The organism is Microcoleus sp. BR0-C5 (assembly GCF_036705045.1).
Taxonomy (GTDB): Bacteria; Cyanobacteriota; Cyanobacteriia; order Cyanobacteriales; family Microcoleaceae; genus Microcoleus.
Map to the genome: position 1 here is coordinate 1 of NZ_JAUBTR010000102.1, position 18,705 is coordinate 18,705.

An 18,705-nucleotide genomic window follows, 5' to 3' on the forward strand; every position below is an offset into this window, starting at 1 on the left:
CAAACCCTATAACCCTTGCTCCTCTTACCGTTGAGCCGCTGCAATATCGTCTCGACTTCCCCACAGGCGGGATAAACAACGGCTGACTCAACGCACTTTCATCTCCAGACTAGAAGAGTAGTAGAGATGTAGGAATGATGGGATAAAGTTTCCAGACATAGTACGGTGACTTGATAGCTAATTTCTTCATCCTGGCTTTTTGGGGGAATTAGTGATTCCCAATTGCATTGGGGTTGAGACTTTTCTAGCAAAGGAATTACCAATTTTAAGGCGGGCGAGGAAGAATTTAGAGGAGTATCATCTTCACCGGCCAGATATTTGGTTAAATGCCTTCGCAGAATTCGGCAGGCTTTGCTCACGCATTTGCGGACGTTTTCTTCAGAGAATAGAAATAGCTTGGCAATATCTTGATAAGATTTATTTTGGTAGTGGTATAAGACAAAAGTCTCGCGGAGTCTGGGAGGCAAGGAGTCAATTTTATGGTAGATATATGCCTGCAATTCCAGGTCTATAAGATTAGGTTCAGTAAATCCTAAGTTAGAATAAAGTGCTCGATAATCTTCAACTTTAATCTCGTCTATGTTTTCAATTATTAATGTTTCTCGTTTTCGTTTTCGATGCAAATCTATGCAGAAGTTATATAGAATTTGAGTTAACCAAGCTTTAGGACATTTAATTTGACTTCCATAGTTTTGCCATTCTGTCCAGGCTTTAAGCATTGCCTGACTCAATACTTCTTCGGCATCGATTGGGTTTGAGTTCATCCACTTAAGACAGCAATGGGAAAGATAATCTTGATGCACCTGCCATTCTTGCCAAAAAATTGTATTTTTATCTTCAGTTTCATCCGACAGGATTGATGGAGCCACTGATTGAGAAGATGACCTGATTTTTTGAGTTCTCTGGCTATTGCTTTCCATTTACAGGAGATTCCACATTTATGAAGTACACCCGCCTATCGTGAGCTTCCCCGTAGGGATACTCCAAGATCCCGTTGGTGTCAACAATCGCCTGAAAGCCTGTGATAAATCTCGTTTTTACCTGAGTCCAGATCCCCCTAAATCCCCCTTAAGAAGCAGGACAGTTTCATTCTCGGTAGGGGCCGTGCTACCCCTACTCCCCGTGCCTGCCCTCTTGGTCTGATCTGCCGATCAAATCCTCTAGGTCGGGGGTAGGCATTCTTGGCACTACAAGAGTCAAAATTCATGTTTTTGGTGAGAATGAAACAGCCCTGCCTGATTGTTGGGGAGTAGGGGTTGACTTTGAGTAAGTTATTGTCCCCCCCTCTTCTTATCCCGAACTCCGGTTAATTAAGACTCAGCCATTTTTGAGCGTTAAGTCGCTGGACGACGCCAAACACCATGAGGTCTAGTGTTACCTTGCGCTCATCTATCAAAAAAGGCTCTAAAGTGCTGGTTTTGGTCTTATTTTCCGCGCAGGAAAATGCTCTTTGACTTTGAATATTTTCTTGAGGAAAATACAGGTTAAATTGGCGCTCTCCTTCTTGGAATTTACCAATTACCTGCCAGCAATCCCCGGCGGAACTCATGCCAAAAACGGGGAATTTTTGCTTGGTAAAACTCACCTCTAAATCCTTAACGCCCTGCTTAGTCAAAGCAGTTTGCAAAGCGGGCAAATAATCTTGTTGAATAAATTCCGCAAAGGGCTTGTCTTCAACAGCAGGGGCTTTTTCCTTTTTAGCTTTAGCTGGGGGCTTGTCGCCTTCGGCCTTGGCTGCGGGCTTTTTAGCAGCCGCCTGGGGCTTGTCAGTGCTGGGGAAGTCGCTTGTCTCGGCTGTGTCGGAACTCGGGGCGTTCTCGATCGAAGCACTGGGAGTTTCGGATTCGCCAGCGGTAGGATTTTTCGGTTCTTTGGGCTTTTTAGCAGCCGGCTGAGGCTGGTCAGTGCTGGGAAAGTCGCTTGTCTCGGCTGTGTCGGAACTCGGGGCGTTCTCGATCGACGCACTGGGAGTTTCCGATTCGCCAGCGGTAGGATTTTTCGGTTCTTCTGACATTAACGCTTCCTGTTAAAAGTGATTCGGTAAGGAGTTGGGAGTTGAGCAAGCGGGCGATCGACTTTCTTGAGGGCACACATTTTATCGAAAACCAACTTGAGAGAATGGCTAGTCAAAAAAATTTGAACTGAAAACACTCTCACAGGGCGATCGCCCGCAAACATCGCAACTCCTTTGGTTATTCTAAATCTCAGCGACAGCTCGTTCAATCAAACGGCGGGCGAGAGTTTGAACACCGGTGTGTTCGTAGTAGTTGGTAGTCATGTCGAGGAATGCACCCACGTAGTCCACCTTGTCTGCTGAAATATCTACAAAATTCTGCAAGTGGCCGAGTACGTTTTGGGGAGTCAAACCTCGATCGCTCACAAAAGAGCTCATCCAGCCAGAAACCGAGTTAAAGCTTTCGCCGATAAAGCCGAGTTGGCCTGCGGGAGAGCCGCCAGGAATCATGCCGCCGATCGACTTAAAGGCCGAATTATCTTGCAAATCGTTCGGGGAGAGCCTCTGAATCCAAGATTGAGTTGCCATGATAAAGTCTGGGCCCAGGGGAATCAAACCGTCAAAGCAAACCAAAGCAGCCATCCGCATCAGGGATTCGCCGCCGTAGTCGGCCAAAGAAGCGGCAAAATCGCCGATGCTGTCGCCGGGAATGCCGTTGATTTGGCAAAAAGCGAGCAACTCAGTGACTAACTTCAAAGAAAGGTCGATCGTTTGAGCTTTTTCCGGCTTGGGAGTGAGATTGCCGAGCATGGACAAAAACGGCACATTTTGGGAGACTTTGTTAGCGAGGGCGGCAGTGCCCAAAGCCTTGTCGGCACTGTCGATCGTTTGGTAGAGCCAGAGAGCGCGCTGGTAGCCCTCAGATTTATCGTTGTAGAGGTAGATGGCGCGCTCGCCAATTTGCTGAATCAGTTCTTCGTCAGTTTCGCCAGTAACGGTGCGAATGGTATTTTCAAAGCCAACTAAATTGTTCCACTCGCCGGGAACCACAAAGTCAAGCGCTCGCAGGGCTTTGACAGTCATGTTGTCTTGAGGCAGTGTATCGACTAATTCAAAGACTGTTTTGCTCACAAAAAACTCCTTATGCTGGAACGAAAATCAAAGGTATTACTTTTGGCAGATGGCAAGAACTTCACAGTCTTCTTATGGCAGACTTAGTTCTGATAGCGCCAGACTGGAGTCGGGCGCGGAGTGTGACAAGAGACATTGCTACTTGACGCGGGCGAGGCCGCCGAGGTTAAATTTTGACAGCCAAGCTTCGCGATCGCTAGCGGTAAAAGAGGGACTGCGCGATTGAACTTTCACCTGATAGCGATTGGCCACTAAAACAGCGGTACCATTAGCACCCTGATTAATGGCGGGATAGCCGGCAATTTGCTTGGTACTTTGCTTAAATTTTGCACCTGCGTTGGGGTTGCCGGCGATGTCGTTAATCGAAAGTACCGCGACATTTTTACCGTCTTTGTTCAACTTAGCTTCAGCAAAACCGGATTTTTCTTGAGCAAAAACGCGATCGAATCCACCGCCAGAAGCCGGGAAGTATTTATTTAACTTACCGCCTGCAACTGCCTTTTTGGGCAGGTTTTGATTACTAGCAGTTGATTTGTCAGCAGTTGTCTGCTGTGCTTTACCAGGTTTTTGGGTGCTTTCCTCCTGGGCTTTGTCCCAGCGTGATGGGGCTTGGGTTTGGCCGCAGGCGGTCACCAGCAGCAGTACCGAGATCAGGAATGGAGCTAAGATGCGGCGTGCGGGGAAAAATTGCATCGCTGTCTCCTCATTAGTAGGTTTCCATAACAATTGTGGCTTAGAATTTGGCAATTTGTGTGCTCTGAGCGGATGATTTGTCTTCTTTGTAAAAAAATCCTCTGCCTGCAGGCGGAGGATTTTTTTGCAATTATGAGTTTTGAAGGAAGAAAACTGAAAGATTGCTCCACAGATAAATTCTGGGGATGGGGGAAAAGAAACTAAGTTTTCTGATAGCAAGCAATCTCAAAACAATTTGTGCTGATTTTCCCTAGATTTATCTAGAAATTTCACAGCAATTGTTGATCAATCGTCTTACTTCGGCTTTCCAACTTAGGTCTTACTTTAGGGGTAAGGATCAGGCGTCGCTTTCAATGTAGATAAACAACAAACCCATTACCACCACCGGCATCACCCAGGTAATTAGGGGAATCAAAATCCAAGGCAAGAAAGAGGCAGCGTAGGAACCTGTCATATCAAATTCTCCAAACTAAAGTTAGTGTGTTCCAACAGGGATATTTGGGAGTCGAGTCTAATTGTTGACTAAACCCCGGAAAATGGCATCAACGCCGTTAAAGTTTTCGAGTAAGAAGTAGGCAACAAAGACACCACCCATTCCACCAATGAAGAAACCCCCGGTAAGCTGGCTCCACCCCTCAGCATTTCTGAGGGAATCAGGGGTCATGGGATTAGCGCTAGGGTAGCTGGTGTTGTCTTGTTTGAAAGAGACTAAACCGTAAGCAGACATACCTAGTGTGCCCAGCAGAACTAAGACGAGGGCTGTATACAATCCCCCGAGATTAGCTGCTTCTGGATAATCCCGCAGGGGTCCGAAGACGATTTCGGGGCCGACGAGGAAATAACCGTGTGCCAAACCGATTTCTAGGCCTCGAATTAGGGGCGAGAGTCCTTTGCGGTAGGCGGGCAAGTTCCCAATGAATGCTTTTGTGAAATCAGAAGCACTGATGGGGGTGGCTAGATGACCCGTGAAGGGGTCGCCGTTAAAGGGTTTAATAAGCTCTGCATCTCTGGGATCGGCCATATTCTGTTTGTCCTCGCAGTTTAATAAAGTTGAGGCGTTCAAGTCATATTTTACGCAGGGACGTGTTTCCTATTTACATAATTAACGGCGAGCTTTAGAAAAGTTCACTATTCTTTAGTTTTTGGAAGAATTTTTCTTTTGCCTCTTATACCAGAAAGCGAGTCGATCGGGCGACACTCCCAGGAAATAAGCGATGATTACTATTTGATTAATGGCGGTGGTTTTGATCACCCCAAGCTGCTGCCACCGACGGGCGGAGGTCAGCACAGGGTGGGGTAATATTTCAATGCGGCCTTGTTTTTTCAATCGACGCACGAATTCAAAGTCTTCCATCAGGGGCAAGTCGGGAAAACCGCCGATTTTGTCAAAGGTAACTGCGTGGAGGAAAATAGCTTGATCGCCGTAGGGCATTTGCAGAAAGTTCGATCGCCAGTTAACCCCTGTTTCTACCAGCCGGAGGCCCAGGCTGCGGGCGTCAATCTTGAGTTGAAAGGCCCCCGCTACAGCAGACGGGTTAGCTAGTACCCGACGCGCGCAAGAGTCGTACCCGCGAGGCAACAGAGTGTCTGCGTGGAGAAACAGCAGGATATCTCCTGTAGCTGCGGCGGCACCTGCATTCATTTGGGTGGCGCGGCCTGGGGCAGTGCAGATAACTCGCACGCCCAAAGATTTTGCTATATCTGTAGTACCATCGCTGCTGCTGCCGTCGGCGACAATTATTTCGACATTTTGGGCATCAAGGGCGGTGCAGATGACTGAGGCAATTGTAGGTGCTTCGTTTAAGACTGGAATGATAATGGAAATTTTGAGATGGGGATTTTCTGGCGACATACAGAATTAAGCACCCCGTGACAGAGGGCGGGTTTTGTACAAAGTTTATCTGTTATGCGAACCCATTTTTTACGCCTGGATAGCCCCTACATAGGGACTTAACCAGGGAGAGCGATTTTGTACAAAGCTTATATGTTAGTTGCTCATTTCTTACGCCGCCGGGAGCGCGCCTACATTGGGCTTTCATCTGGCAGGGCGGATTTCCTACAAAGCTGAGCTGGTAGTTGCTAATTTATTTGCTAATTTTGGGTGTTTTCTCGCGCCTGGGACTATTGTCCCAAGCGCTGTCTAACTGCTACTGAGATTCAGCATTTGGTTAGACAAATACAATTACTATATTATGACGTTCTGGTTTCACAATCAAGTAGTTTTCTCTAATTATATATGATAATTTCTAATACTTAAAATAGATTAAATATATTTTATTTATTTCAACATATTAATATCTAAACCGAGGAGATCTTCGGGTCGATCGATATCTGCAAGAGTGGGAAGATAAGCAATATTGAGATCGAGATTTTGGGCGATCGCCCGCGTACAAGCAAATACTTCACTGGTTCCCCAGTGAATGCCACCGAATAATTCCGGTATCGATCGCCGCAGCCCGATCAGATAATAACCTCCGTCTTTTGCAGGGCCCAAAACTAAATCGTGGTGGCTCAGTTCCTCAAAAGCTTGTGCCATGATTTCTGCTTTCAACTCAGGACAATCTGTACCGATTATTGCAGTTTTCTCAACCCCTGAATTAAAAGACTTTTGAAACGCTGCTGTCATTCTCGCGCCCAAATCGCCGTCTGTTTGATTTTGATAAATAATATCACTTCCCAGCCACTCTTGCATCAGTTGTTGGCTGCCGCCGGCTCGGTGAATTTCTACCGATAATCGGCGGGATTTTTGGAGAGAGAGAGCGCAGGTGATCGTTCGTTGGGCCATCAAGCGGTGAAGGTTGGCAGCACCTGCTTTTCCCAGCACCGGAATAAGTCGAGTTTTGGTTGTTCCCGGTTCGGGATAGCGGGTGAAAACAATCAGTTTTTCGGACATCATTTATCGTTGTTTATGAGTTTTAAAGGCAGAAACCGCAGACGCGCACACGAAGAGAAGAGAAAGAGTGGACAACTGATTCACAGATTGCCGATCGATGTTGGTGGGTTAGGCGATGGCTTAATTTAATCCTCGCGCCCAACCCAGCATACAAGGTATTTACTGAAAAATAGCCAGCGGTTAGCTCATTTCTAGCATTCGTTGGATGGGCTGCAAGGCTGCTAGTTGAATATTTAGGGGCATGGTAATTTCAGGGGTTTGATTTTTCATAGCTAGATACAATTTTTCCAAGGTATTTAATCTCATGTGCGGGCATTCGTTGCAAGCACAACTATTATTGTTGGGAGGAGCGGGAATAAAGCGTTTGTACGGAGCTTGCTTTTGCATTTGGTGAATGATTCCCGGTTCAGTCGCGACAATAAAAGCTTGGCAGGAACTAGCTTGAGAATATTTGAGCAAAGCGGTGGTGGAGCCGATGTAATTAGCGTGGCGCAGCACGGGAGGTTCGCATTCTGGGTGGGCAATTATTTCGGCTTCGGGATTTTCGATTTTGAGTTGAACTATCTTTTTTTCTGAGAAGTTTTCGTGGACGATGCAGGCTCCTTGCCAGATTTCCATGTTTCTGCCGGTTTGTTCCATGACGTAGCGGCCGAGATTGCGATCGGGCCCAAAAATTATCGGCTGATTTTCGGGAATTTGGTTGACAATTTTAACCGCGTTAGAACTGGTGCAAATTATATCGCTCATTGCCTTAATGGCGGCGGTACAATTAATGTAGGAAATTACTAAATGTCCTGGTCGATCGGCTTTGAAAGCTGCAAAGGCTTCGGGAGGGCAACTGTCGGCGAGGGAACACCCAGCATTTAAGTCGGGCAACAATACTAATTTGTCGGGATTGAGAATTTTTGCGGTTTCGGCCATGAAATGAACTCCGGCAAAAACTATGACATCGGCGCTGGTGTTGGCGGCTTTGCGGGCAAGTTCTAGGGAGTCGCCAATGAAGTCTGCGATGTCTTGAATCTCGGAGTCTTGGTAATAGTGGGCGAGAATGACGGCGTTTAACTCTTGTTTGAGGGCGTTAATGGCTGCAAACAAGTCGTGGGGCAGTCGGGTTTGAGTAAAGTTCGGAGCAGGTGCGGTGGTAAACACAGTTAGAATATTCCGGGGAAGGTGCGGGCTGGACTCAAGTGTATTTTGAATTATAGTTGAATTCACCAAAAACGGTGGGCAGTTGGGCCAGAGGTAGAAAATTTGCCATAGGTTAACCGACTGACTGGCAGTGGGAGCAAGATTTTGCGATCCAAGAGTGGACTCAGCTAAGTTTTTACCTGACTCTAATTAGACTGAAAGCTTGATCCAGCAAGATATTCACAGGTAAATGACTACCTTGAGCCACGAGTATTTTGAGTAGCCTCTATTGACATCCTTTATTTACATCGTTTAGTGTAATCACTAAATGATGTAAATAGGTTGGTTTTATACATCTATGTACTTTGAAGACGATCGCCAGTGGCAGGGAACTGCTGAGTTTCTGACAAAAGAACTAAAACGACGGATTGAGCAGCTTGGGCTATCTGTGGAACCACCTGCCTTAAGAACTGTGCGATCGTGGAGATCCAAGCAACTCCTGTCACAGCCGAAAGGTCAAGAATTTCGGTTTCGGCAGATTTTAGAAGGACTGGGAACAGCACTTTTGCTCAAGAAAGGCTGGACACTGGCCGCGATCGCGCAAGTTTTACCATCATTCCCAGACGCAACATTGGAGCAACAAATTCTTGCCGAGACTGATGGTCAAGACCCAACCTGGTTGCCACAAATGCAAACAACGACATTGCCATTACCCACAGGACACGCCAGCACGATCGATCTGGCTGAAGATACTGTTATATTGCTAGCCCAGGGAATTCTGCGACAGTACACAAGAATTCTCAATCGAGACATCGTTCGCCAAGACGATACTATGCCATCGGAACTTTATCGGGCTATGTGCAAGTTAGGCAGGCTATATATCGAATCTGGAAAAAGCGATCGCGCGGCTTGCGTGCATACGGTTTTGGAACGTGCTAGATATCCCCTCAATAAGTGGGAATTAGATATTTTTTGTCACGCCGATTTTGACTCTGGTCAAGTAATTCTCATCGATCCAGACTTGCGAGTGCCAACCCCAGATTGTGCAGTAATTGCCAACAGTAAAGGCACTTTTGGCGAAGATAATATCATCGAACACCGCCTGTACCAACGGTTGCGCGAGGCAACTGAACGATTGGGAATTCGCCGCCAGCACAAAGCTTATACGGCTTTGCGATCGCTATTTGGCAGCCGATCGCTCATCGGAGAACACCAACTCTTAGAGTATTTACGTGACAACGATTTAACGCCTTTACAGGGAATGATTGTTGACACCTTTTTTGATAGCGTGCCGGATATCTGGTTAATTGACGGACACGCTCATCGCTGCGCGTATTGCGGTACGCTGATGCGCCCCTATCTTGATCGAGAACTTTTTTCCGATGGGCGATGTCCGATTCGCCAATGCCTCGGTCACAACTCCTCAACAGCAAAAGTTTCGGAGAAATTAGACCCAAACCAAGACCGATTGCTGATTGCCCAACCGCAAATTTTAACCTATTGGACTGGGCCGGCGATCGACGAATTAGCAATTTTTAAGGCTGCCATAAAAAACGGACTAGATGCCGAACTTTACCCAGAATCAGACCTATGCGATGTAGCAATTAACGGTCGCAATATCGGCATTGATGCTAAGTCATACACCAGTCCTGTCTCCCTTGCTTTGCGCCTCAACCGCACTGGCATCGGAGGGCTGATTCACTACCGCCGCCGCATCATTGCCGTCAGCGACCAATTAATTGAGGAGCGGCCAAATTACCTCTCTACTTTCCAGTCTGCGATCGATAAAAAAGGCGATCCTGCTACTCTCGAAATTCTGTCTGTTTCACAAGTCATACAGTTGTTAAAGAAAATCAAATATGAGAATTAAACCAGATTTCTGGACGGGAATAGATCGCATTTGCTGGCTGTGTGTCTTGATGGCAGAATTTATTGAGACTAATTCCCTAGAATATGCCCCTTTAACGATATCGGGAATGGCGAGTATCATCAATGCACCCGCGTTGACAAAAGCCCGCCAAGCCATTTTCAATATGCGCCTGATGTCGCTGGCTTACGTGACAGAACAGTCAGTGAAACACGCCGTTGCTATTTATAACGATCGCCACTACCGCAACAAAACTCAAGGAACCTATAAAATTAACTTAGAAACACTTCACTTTGAACGCACAGACCCCCTAGAAGACCCTTTAATTGCCAAAGCGCGTCAAATTCTGGGCCAGCCTTTGGCACACCAATTTTACAGCGCAACCTTTGCCGATCCCCGCCAGCAAATGGCCGTTGCTTTAGGTGAAGAAACAACAGCCGCGAGAGTGCCAATTGGGCCGATCACAGCCCCACTTGCGCCACGCCGCACCCATTCCCTCGATCGCTTGCCGAAAGCAAAAATCCGCATTCCCCTTGCGGAACTTTACGAGTTAGCAGTTGAGATGGATGAACGCGAAGCAAATCACCCAGAAAAAAGACAGGGGAACTGGGTAAAACGGTTTCAACATTTTGCGCTTAAAGTGCCAGAAATTGGCAAGGGTTTGCGGGAAGAAACAGTCATCGAACTAGAAGGCCTCAAGCACTTAATTGGACTGCCTGGATCGGGCAAAACAACTTTGCTCGTATTGATAGCTGTATGGTTGGGAAAACGCGGTTATAAAGCGATGTTTGTGTTTCCCTCTATTGAAGTTGCCAGACAGTACATGGCTGAACTGGCATTTCATGAAATTAAAGTGGGAATGCTAGTCGGTCAAAGCGATGGAACTCGCCGCCGACACGCTAACAATATTGCCGAGGCGATCGCAGCATCAGGGGGAAATGGCGGCTTTGGCTATAGTTTGGAACAGGCAGAAGTTTTTGGCTTAAATTGCGTCTTACCTGCGTTTTCTACTGCTGATACTTCGATGTGGGGATTTAGTTATGCACCCTGCAACGAAATTTTACAAAGCGGTGGCAAAAAAGGGCAAATGAAAAAGTATCTTTGTCCGGTTTGGACGATGTGCGGCCGCCACAAAGCACCCCGCGATTTGCTAGATGCCGATATTTGGGTCGGCCACGTTCTCTCAATGGATACGGAAGTTCCATCTCATGCCATTCGCGAACGCATTCGTTATTTTGAATTGATTGCCCGGACATTCGATGTCGTAGTTTTTGACGAAGCAGATATGGTGCAATCAAATCTGGATGCTTACGGTGCTGCAACTTTAAAACTTTCTGGTGCGGCCGATTCTATCCATTTAGTCATTCAAGAACAAATTCACAATCGTTTTGCTCGTGGCGAAAATTATCGATTGTTCGATCGAGATGTAGAACTTTATAGCCGCGACCTAGCAGAATTTGGCAATCACAACACATCGTTAATTACTGCCGTTCAAAATATGCCCTCATCGCGAGTCGGCAAACGCTATGAGAATCAGTTATTAACCGTTCTGAGAATTGTCAGCGATTTGTTGGATGGCTATGATAAAACTTCTAAACGCGATCGCCTTGACGAAGAGGAAGTCAAACAGGGATTTAGCAAAAGTCGAGCCTTGAAAGAATTCTGGGAAACGGCTGCTTACCATGCTTTTTACGATCGCACGGGCATTGAACCGCACGATCGACTCAACCTAGATCTGTGCGCTCAAAGGCTGGGAATCAACCGCGATACCCTCAAACAGCAGTGGGAAACTCAGATTTTTTATTTTCGCCGTTATTTAGCAGAGAATCTAATCGAACGGCGCGACAAGATTGTCAAAGAAATTGCCGAATTGTTTTTGCCTTTGTGTTTTAAGGATAGCACTGCATCAGGCGAAGATCGGGATACGATTACCTTACTTGTTTGCGTTACTTTCGTGATTTTAGGCTATCAGCGGATCGTACCGGAAACGAGAACAATGGTAGCAGAAGGACTGATTCGGGAACCGATTGTCGAATCAACGGCAACGCCGGAACTGCGACAACTGATTCCTGAGAATATTTTGGGGTCTTTTTCGGGCGTTAAATACAGTTTTGAATCGGCACAAACTACTCGATCTCAAGCCCGCAATGTAAAACTGTCTTATATCATTTTTGTGGGCGCGCCTCGGATGTTAATGCACCGTTTTCATAAGTTATTTGAGGCAGATGGCGAACTGACAGGGCCGGCAGTTTTAATGACTTCAGCTACTTCTTTTCTCGAAGCAAGTCCTGCTTATCACATTAACTCTGGGCCGGATTATCTGCTGAAGCCGCGCCAAACAGAACACGATCCCAAAAAGAGCATTTACCGCTTCAAATGGCTGCCAGATCGCGAATGGCGCGATGAACCTCTCCGATTTAGCGGTGCTGGCAATGATCGGCGCGATCTCAATTTAGAAAAAATGGTAGACGCGCTGGTGCGGGGAGGAAACCAGAAATCGGAAATTTACAAATCTATCCGCAACTTTGACCTGCAAAAGGGTATTTACCGCAAAGCTGCATTAATTGTTAACAGCTACGAACAAGCTCGGAACGTTAAGAATTTTATCAACGATTACCATCCAGAAATCGGCAAAAGAACCAAAGCAGTTGTTAATTTTCTCAAAAACGGAGAGCAACCCACTGATTTCGTTACCACGGCTCAGTGCGAGGCTTTAGGAGATGATGAAACTTGCGATATTATCATTTTTCCGATGTTGGCAATTGGTAGAGGCGTGAATATTGTTTTTACCAAAGGAGATAGGCAACTCGATGCAGCCATTGGTACAATTTATTTCCTCACCCGTCCCCACCCCACGACTGACGATACGCAACTTTTGTACAGTCTAGCCGGAAAAGCTACCCAAGAATTTAACAGTAGAGTTTTTACTGAATCAGAAGACTTGCCAGCAATTTATAATACTTGGAAACAGTCCCGAAAACAACTCTGGAAAACGGCTAATCGGCTGTTACGCGAACCTCTCATGGCTAGCCGTTTGGGTGAAGATTTATTTAAACCGTTTACGGCCAATCAGATGGTTGGGATTTTGCAAACAATTGGGCGCGGGATGCGAAATGGGTGTCCGGTACAAGTTTACTTTGTCGATGCAGCTTGGGCAATTAAATCTACTAAAAATGAACCTGACTCCGGGCGGGACAGTATGCTAGTTCAGATGCGAATTATTTTAGAAGAATGCGTCAAGCATCCCGATCCAGTGATTCGAGAAATTTATCAAGAACTTTACGGTGCATTTCTGGATCCCCTGCGGCGCATTAATGGCATAGTTTACCCAGAAAGTTTACGCGATTCTGAAGGTTTGACAGAGGAAGAAGACGATTTTAATGATTTTTCGCCTTTATTGGAGATGTAAGCATGAACGACGAAATTTTGGACGAAATTGAATTCGATCGCGACGGCGAAGTAAAGCAGTCCTGGACGCAGTCAGACCAAAGAAACCGGGTTTTTTACCGAATCTACGGGCTGTAACGAAATATTTTCGTAAAAAAACCCGGTTTCTGGCCCCCATGCGTCCAGGACTATAAAGGAAACCACTATTATTGGAGATGCAACCATGAACGACGACATTTTTGACGAAATCGAATCCGATGATGACGAAGAAACTGAAGCTACTGTGGTTTCAGACACTCTTTACATTCCTCTTGCGAATAAGAGTCTGAAAGAAATTACCCTAGCTTTTACCGTGCCAGATAATATCGAGCCAGTAACAGTCAAAGGCTTGACACTAGGTTGGACAAAATCTGCTTTACATGAGCTTTCGACCATCCAAAAAGCTATTTGCAAGGGTGATTCAACAATCAAAAATCTCCCTTATGCCTCGCTGCGAGGTTTGTTAGAATTAGGACTTGACAGTGCCGCACGGATTCAGTCAAATGTAGGTTTGAGTAACTATTCGTTGAATTCTAAAAGTTTAAATGAGCCGGAACCATTTGCTTACTTAAATTGCGAAAATTCTCAAGAAATCCAGAAAGCGTTACGCCCCATTATTAACGAGTGGATGATAAATTTTATCAAACCTTTTGCTAAAAAAGAAGAGGGGCTATTGGAAGTTATCGACCGTTTGGAAGATTTGCACGATCGAAAGGAGTTGTTAACAATTACTCCGTCTGAGTCTCAAGTTTTACCTTGGAAATGGAATCCAAATACAGGAACTACAAAACACAGCAACAATTATGATTATCGCGTGTTAGTCGATTATGCAGCTCGTGCGATCGCCGGAAAAGAGATTTTTCAGGGGCTAGGAACAATGAAGCGGGTTATTTCCAGCAGTGGTAGCCTCACAACTGGGATGGCAGAATTAATTACCGATCCCATTACTCTACCCGACACTACAGGAAAATTCAGTCTGGTGGTACGCTTAGAAGTTGTAACCTATCCTTCTTTGCACCAGCCTTTATTGAAGATAGATGTTTCCAAACGCCGCTGGGTGGGTCAGTTAAAACCTGCACGTTATAACTCAGCAGATATTAGCGGTTTTGTCTTTTCTCAAAACTACAGCGATCGCGCTTTTAGCTACACAGTGCTTTCCCAGTCGGAAAAACAGGAGAAAAATCAGCAGCACAAAAAGAAAAAGTGGTTTTGGGCGATCGATAAAGATTTTGAAGCATTGCGTGGCAAGCTCAAACTCCCGCTGAAAACCCCTAACGGTCAAAATATTGATGGTTCCCAAATTGCTTTGGGTCAAGCTTCAACAGAACGCTGTCAAGTAATGTTAACTTACCGCAACGGACTGCAAGAAGGAAAACACGAGATTGATGCTGGTGTACCGGAGATTGATAAATTAGAAGCTTTTGAGGCGATCGCCAAAATTATTGAACCTATCGGTTTTAAAGCTTTTGATAATTACTCTCCTGTAAAATTTAAGAGAGGTGAAAGCCACAAATTAGATGATGCAGCTTCACGCATGATTAATCTGCCTACTCTGTTAGGTGCTGCTTTAGAAGTTCTCGAAAAAGACGACTGTTCTGATTTGACTCCCAAATATCTAGAAAGCTTTGAGGACAATGAGTTAAACAGCTTGCTAACTAAACACCTTGATACCAATTTAGATAATATTTTAAATAGCAGAAAAGCCCTTGAATTGGTGTGTCAATTAAAAGAACTAAAAGCGATGATTCAGGCAAACCAGGAAGCTATGCGTCGGCTATATCCTAACGAAAGACTGTTGCTTGTTGTCTTTTACGAAGAACAATGCCAAACCGAAATAAAACTGCTGCAAGCAATGATTCGCGTTCTCTGGGGTGGTGCGATCAAACTCATTGCTAATCGTTTGCCAGCAAACACTCACGGGCCCAAAGAGTCATTGCCCGGTGCAAATTTGACAGCAAAAGAGCGATCTCGCCACCGCATAGAAGCATGGGAGTCGATCGTCACAGACCTTGCTTTACGCAAACAGCGCACTTTTTGCCTCGTAATGGCGCCGGAATGGTATCCAAACAATAAACATGACGATTCGGTGAATAAACCATCATCCCGTCAAGCACTGGCTAAACTCGCCGGTTCTTGCGTGCAGTTTCTGCTACCAATTGAGAAAACTAAGGAGAAAAATATTCTCAACCTCGCTAATTTTTCCCATCGAGTGCAAGCTGCTCTAAAAGACTTACTTTCTGCTCATTCTGGTCGCATTGATGATGTCAAGGAAAAGGTTGACAAATGGCTAAAAGATACTCCAATAGAAGCCAGACCAAAAGAAATTATCGGGATTACGATCGTCCGCAAACAGAAAGGTCGCAGTCGCGGCTCTATTGAGAAGACCTTTTTACCAGTTGCTATGCGTCTCAACGTGGAGACAGGCGAGTGCGAACTGTGCTGTGCTTATGAGAGGAATAGTTTACAAATCAGTCCTTGGAGCAAGTTTTCTGATGCGATCGCCTTCATTTCCCAAATCTCCCCCGTGAAACTGGCTGACAAAGAAGATGTGCGTCGGAATCGTTTCATGGAATTTGTCAAGCAGATTATTTCCAATTCTGTAGAGGAGGGAAATCAACCATTAGTTACGATCGATTCTTCCAACTGCGTGAAACTTTGGTCTTGGCTTGCCGATTCTAAAATGAATGCAAATCAGATTAATTTTGAAACCAAGTCTGGAAGCCCCTTGCACGAACATATGGAGCAAGAATGGAAAGGCGCGCGGATAATTCGGATTCGCCAAGACCTCGCCCCAGGAATTATCGATAAAAAAGTCCGATATTTAACAGAAACTTCTCTGGAAGATACGCGGACAAAAGAAGAATTAACTTCAACTTTTGAAATTCCATCTGCCTCCAGTGCAATGAAGTTATTTCGGCTAAATCCAACTAATCAAAACAGCGAAATTAATCAAACTGGTTGTGTTGCTTACCTGTCTGTAGGACGTAAAACACTCCATAAAAAATCGCGAGGTCAAAGTTGCTATGGCTCGACACAAATTAGTAAAGTTTTCAAAATCAAAAAAGAGGATGATTCGCTTGAAATAGTTTTAAATAAAGCTGGATTAGAGGTTCACAAAATCGGAAGCCGTCCGCCTTTTGTTGGACACTTACCAACTCCTAATCCCCTTGAAATTGTTGTGACTTTGCGACAGGAAAATGACAATCCCGATCGCCTTGCTGCGCTGGTAGAATCTCTGCGCTATGGTTTCGGTCATTACAGCGACTGGTCGAGCTTACCGGCCACCCTGTTCTTCGAGCGTGTCGTGCGAGATTACATCAGCGAATTTGCAATTGAAGATGAGCAAATGGAGGCGGAACCAGAGTTAGAGGAATAATTCAGTCTAGGGTTGCTGTCCCTACTCGGTGGAGTGTTAGGGCGTTGCAGTCGGTAATTAACGGGCTTAACTTCAGGGCAATCGCCTCCAATGTCAATGGGGAGAGAGGATTTTTGCGCTTAGGAGTAAAAGATGAAGAAAGTGGAGCAAATCTCACATCTAAAATCTAAAATCCAAAATATGCTGCGGGAGAGTGCAAAAATGGGTCGCTGTTTCTTATGCTGAGTAAGAAGGGGCTAGGGATCGATCGCACATGACAAATCACATGAATAAAGCTAAATCTATCAAAATTGCGGTGGTGGGGGATGTTCACGATCGCTGGGAACATGAAGACGGCGAAGCCCTGAAGCATCTGGGCGTTGATTTGGTGCTGTTTGTGGGGGATTTTGGCAATGAGTCGGTGGAGGTGGTGCGGGCGATCGCCCAATTGGACATTCCGAAAGCAGCGGTTTTTGGGAACCACGACGCTTGGTACACGGCGACAGAGTGGGGCCGCAGTCAGTGCCCTTACGATCGCACTCAAGAAAATTGGGTAAAACAGCAGTTAGATTTAATGGGCGAAGCTCACGTCGGTTACGGGAAACGGGATTTTCCAGAATTGGGCGTAACTGTGGTGGGAAGCCGCCCGTTTACTTGGGGAGGATCGGAGTGGAAGTACGCGGATTTTTACTCGGAGTGGTTTGGGGTAGAAAGTTTTGAAGAGTCAGCCCAACGCATAGCAGGGGCTGCGGCGGATGCCGATTGCGAAAATGTGATTTTTTTGGGTCACACGGGCCCGACGGGGTTGGGAGAGGCTCCTGAAGACCCCTGCGGGCGAGATTGGAAGCCGCTGGGTGGGGATTGGGGCGATCCAGATTTTGCCGAGGCGATCGATCGAACTCGGAGTTCTGGGAAGCACATACCTCTGGTAACTTTTGGTCATATGCACCACAAACTGCGGCACACGAAGCACGAGTTGCGGAAGTCGCTGGAGGTGAGTGCGGAGGGTACAGTTTATTTGAATGCGGCCAGCGTACCGCGAATTGTGGAGAAAGAGTGCTCGAAATTGCGGAATTTCTCGATCGTCCTGCTGGAAAATGGAGCAGTGTCGGAAGTGTCTCTGGTATGGGTAGGCGAAGATTTCGGGGTAGAAAGAGAACAAATTCTTTATCGGCGCACTGAATCTGCGACTATTTGTAGTTAGAGACATTTGCTGGTATGATAAAATTTATGCGCCAGGAGAGGTGGCAGAGTGGTCGAATGCGCTCGGCTTGAAACCGAGTGTGGCAGTGATGTCACCGTGGGTTCAAATCCCACCCTCTCCGTTTAACAATTCTCTTGTCCGTTAAGGGTTTCAGGTTGACTGCATAGCAAGAAAAACCATTTTCCGCTCAACTTTCGCGCCAATGGTTTTTTAATATGTCCAGAGCCACCTCCATATCTGCCAAGCTTGCGCCGGACTTTTTACGCCACGCTTTTAACTGGTTGAGCAAATCGGCCGGCTCTGGAAAATCTGCGACTGCCGGAGCTGACTTTTTACTTTCCTCCCGATCGCGCGTCACGGTCGCAAGTTCTTCCTTCAAATTCTGAACTTCCAAACCTAAGTCACCATTGCGCTCGTGTAACTGATTCAGTTCCTTGTCCCATTCTGCAAGCTGCTTGTTGGCCGCTTTCAATTCCTGCCTGAGTGATTCATCCTTGCCGTCGCTCAGGCACTCAATTTTCCCAGCCGTTCCTCAATCCCTGCTAATTTAGCCGCTAGCAAAGTGTCTAGTTTACTGTCTAGCAAATTGTCTAGCACTGGTTCAATGTCCGAAATTTCGGACACTTGAGTTTGAGACTGGGGTGTCGGTTCTGATATTGCCTGGTTCGCCGCTATTTCTAGAGTGCGGACTACCCAAGCGTTGACGCTCAAACCCTCTGCTGCTGCGACATCTTTTATGGTTTCGAGTAGGTCACGGCGACCGTCTAATCTCAAGTTAAGCTGGCATCTGTCTGTCATGTCTAGTAGCTGTCTAGTAGTTGTTTAGTAATTGTCTAGTTATATGCTAGCATTTTGTCTAGTAAATGTCTAGTAGACACAAAAATCCCCCAGTTAAGGGGGATGCGACTGAGCCGCCAATTGTCAGGCAGAGCCTCTAAATTTTTCCTTGGAGACGGATGAGTTCAGTAATTCGATCGCGGACTAACTCGTCTTCTCCCTCCAACCAGTCAGCGATAGTAGCACTGCTGTATTTCCGTCCCGGAGTATTCCATCC

15 protein-coding genes and 1 tRNA gene are annotated in these 18,705 nt (G+C 46.1%); 5 read left to right on the forward strand and 11 right to left on the reverse strand.

Annotated elements, in window-relative coordinates; all coding sequences use genetic code 11:
• Positions 1-98: 98 nt before the first annotated feature.
• From QUB08_RS28985 to nadA, 9 genes are all read right to left on the reverse strand, one after another.
• The gene (locus tag QUB08_RS28985) at positions 99-920 is read right to left on the reverse strand and encodes a sigma-70 family RNA polymerase sigma factor (RefSeq protein WP_333229367.1); all 822 of its coding nucleotides are present in this window, start codon (positions 918-920) and stop codon (positions 99-101) included.
• A gap of 386 nt (positions 921-1,306) precedes the next feature.
• Complete coding sequence (locus tag QUB08_RS28990; protein ID WP_333229369.1) at positions 1,307-2,014, reverse strand: DUF2996 domain-containing protein; 708 nt, start codon at positions 2,012-2,014, stop codon at positions 1,307-1,309.
• 183 nt (positions 2,015-2,197) lie between these two features.
• A complete protein-coding gene (locus QUB08_RS28995) occupies positions 2,198-3,085 on the reverse strand; it encodes a hypothetical protein (RefSeq protein ID WP_333229371.1) in 888 nt (295 codons plus the stop codon).
• 138 nt (positions 3,086-3,223) lie between these two features.
• Positions 3,224-3,832, reverse strand: coding sequence for a hypothetical protein (locus tag QUB08_RS29000; RefSeq protein WP_445300965.1), 609 nt, complete (start codon positions 3,830-3,832; stop codon positions 3,224-3,226).
• Positions 3,833-4,115: 283 nt separating this feature from the next.
• Positions 4,116-4,232, reverse strand: a complete 117-nt coding sequence (locus QUB08_RS29005; RefSeq protein ID WP_333042098.1) for a photosystem I reaction center subunit VIII — start codon at positions 4,230-4,232, stop codon at positions 4,116-4,118.
• Positions 4,233-4,289: 57 nt separating this feature from the next.
• Entirely contained in the window at positions 4,290-4,799 is a 510-nt protein-coding gene (locus QUB08_RS29010) for a photosystem I reaction center protein subunit XI (RefSeq protein WP_333042100.1), read from the reverse strand.
• Between the two features lie 114 nt (positions 4,800-4,913).
• A complete protein-coding gene (locus QUB08_RS29015; protein ID WP_333229373.1) occupies positions 4,914-5,630 on the reverse strand; it encodes a TIGR04283 family arsenosugar biosynthesis glycosyltransferase in 717 nt (238 codons plus the stop codon).
• Between the two features lie 426 nt (positions 5,631-6,056).
• Complete coding sequence (locus tag QUB08_RS29020) at positions 6,057-6,674, reverse strand: TIGR04282 family arsenosugar biosynthesis glycosyltransferase (RefSeq protein ID WP_333229375.1); 618 nt, start codon at positions 6,672-6,674, stop codon at positions 6,057-6,059.
• A 177-nt stretch (positions 6,675-6,851) separates the two neighbouring features.
• Positions 6,852-7,820: a quinolinate synthase NadA gene (nadA, locus tag QUB08_RS29025; protein ID WP_333229377.1), complete on the reverse strand. Its 969-nt coding sequence runs from the start codon at positions 7,818-7,820 to the stop codon at positions 6,852-6,854.
• Between the two features lie 337 nt (positions 7,821-8,157).
• On the opposite strand from nadA, the gene QUB08_RS29030 reads away from it, so the two are divergent.
• From QUB08_RS29030 to QUB08_RS29050, 5 genes are all read left to right on the forward strand, one after another.
• Positions 8,158-9,669 (forward strand): restriction endonuclease-related protein, encoded by a 1,512-nt coding sequence (locus QUB08_RS29030; RefSeq protein WP_333229379.1) that lies wholly within the window; start codon positions 8,158-8,160, stop codon positions 9,667-9,669.
• Positions 9,659-13,075: a pPIWI_RE_Z domain-containing protein gene (locus tag QUB08_RS29035; RefSeq protein ID WP_333229381.1), complete on the forward strand. Its 3,417-nt coding sequence runs from the start codon at positions 9,659-9,661 to the stop codon at positions 13,073-13,075. The genes QUB08_RS29030 and QUB08_RS29035 overlap by 11 nt, the downstream gene beginning before the upstream one ends.
• A gap of 201 nt (positions 13,076-13,276) precedes the next feature.
• Entirely contained in the window at positions 13,277-16,468 is a 3,192-nt protein-coding gene (locus QUB08_RS29040; RefSeq protein ID WP_333229383.1) for an RNaseH domain-containing protein, read from the forward strand.
• A 265-nt stretch (positions 16,469-16,733) separates the two neighbouring features.
• Entirely contained in the window at positions 16,734-17,651 is a 918-nt protein-coding gene (locus tag QUB08_RS29045; protein ID WP_333229385.1) for a TIGR04168 family protein, read from the forward strand.
• A gap of 34 nt (positions 17,652-17,685) precedes the next feature.
• Positions 17,686-17,772, forward strand: a tRNA-Ser gene (locus tag QUB08_RS29050).
• Positions 17,773-17,838: 66 nt separating this feature from the next.
• Here QUB08_RS29050 and QUB08_RS29055 read toward each other — a convergent pair.
• Both QUB08_RS29055 and QUB08_RS29060 read right to left on the reverse strand, forming a co-directional pair.
• A complete protein-coding gene (locus QUB08_RS29055) occupies positions 17,839-18,123 on the reverse strand; it encodes a flagellar alpha dynein (protein ID WP_333229387.1) in 285 nt (94 codons plus the stop codon).
• 32 nt (positions 18,124-18,155) lie between these two features.
• Positions 18,156-18,449 carry a hypothetical protein gene (locus QUB08_RS29060; RefSeq protein ID WP_333229389.1) on the reverse strand — a complete coding sequence of 98 codons (294 nt, stop codon included), beginning with the start codon at positions 18,447-18,449 and terminating at the stop codon, positions 18,156-18,158.
• Positions 18,450-18,705: the final 256 nt, after the last annotated feature.

Excerpts from the sequence above, each read along its gene's own strand:
- QUB08_RS28985 (WP_333229367.1), bottom strand. The coding sequence starts at position 920 with ATGGAAAGCAATAGCCAGAGAACTCAAAAAATCAGGTCATCTTCTCAA.
- QUB08_RS28990 (WP_333229369.1), bottom strand. The coding sequence starts at position 2,014 with ATGTCAGAAGAACCGAAAAATCCTACCGCTGGCGAATCGGAAACTCCC.
- QUB08_RS29005 (WP_333042098.1), bottom strand. The coding sequence starts at position 4,232 with ATGACAGGTTCCTACGCTGCCTCTTTCTTGCCTTGGATTTTGATTCCC.
- QUB08_RS29010 (WP_333042100.1), bottom strand. The coding sequence starts at position 4,799 with ATGGCCGATCCCAGAGATGCAGAGCTTATTAAACCCTTTAACGGCGAC.
- QUB08_RS29015 (WP_333229373.1), bottom strand. The coding sequence starts at position 5,630 with ATGTCGCCAGAAAATCCCCATCTCAAAATTTCCATTATCATTCCAGTC.
- QUB08_RS29020 (WP_333229375.1), bottom strand. The coding sequence starts at position 6,674 with ATGATGTCCGAAAAACTGATTGTTTTCACCCGCTATCCCGAACCGGGA.
- QUB08_RS29030 (WP_333229379.1), top strand. The coding sequence starts at position 8,158 with ATGTACTTTGAAGACGATCGCCAGTGGCAGGGAACTGCTGAGTTTCTG.
- QUB08_RS29035 (WP_333229381.1), top strand. The coding sequence starts at position 9,659 with ATGAGAATTAAACCAGATTTCTGGACGGGAATAGATCGCATTTGCTGG.
- QUB08_RS29040 (WP_333229383.1), top strand. The coding sequence starts at position 13,277 with ATGAACGACGACATTTTTGACGAAATCGAATCCGATGATGACGAAGAA.
- QUB08_RS29045 (WP_333229385.1), top strand. The coding sequence starts at position 16,734 with ATGAATAAAGCTAAATCTATCAAAATTGCGGTGGTGGGGGATGTTCAC.
- QUB08_RS29060 (WP_333229389.1), bottom strand. The coding sequence starts at position 18,449 with ATGACAGACAGATGCCAGCTTAACTTGAGATTAGACGGTCGCCGTGAC.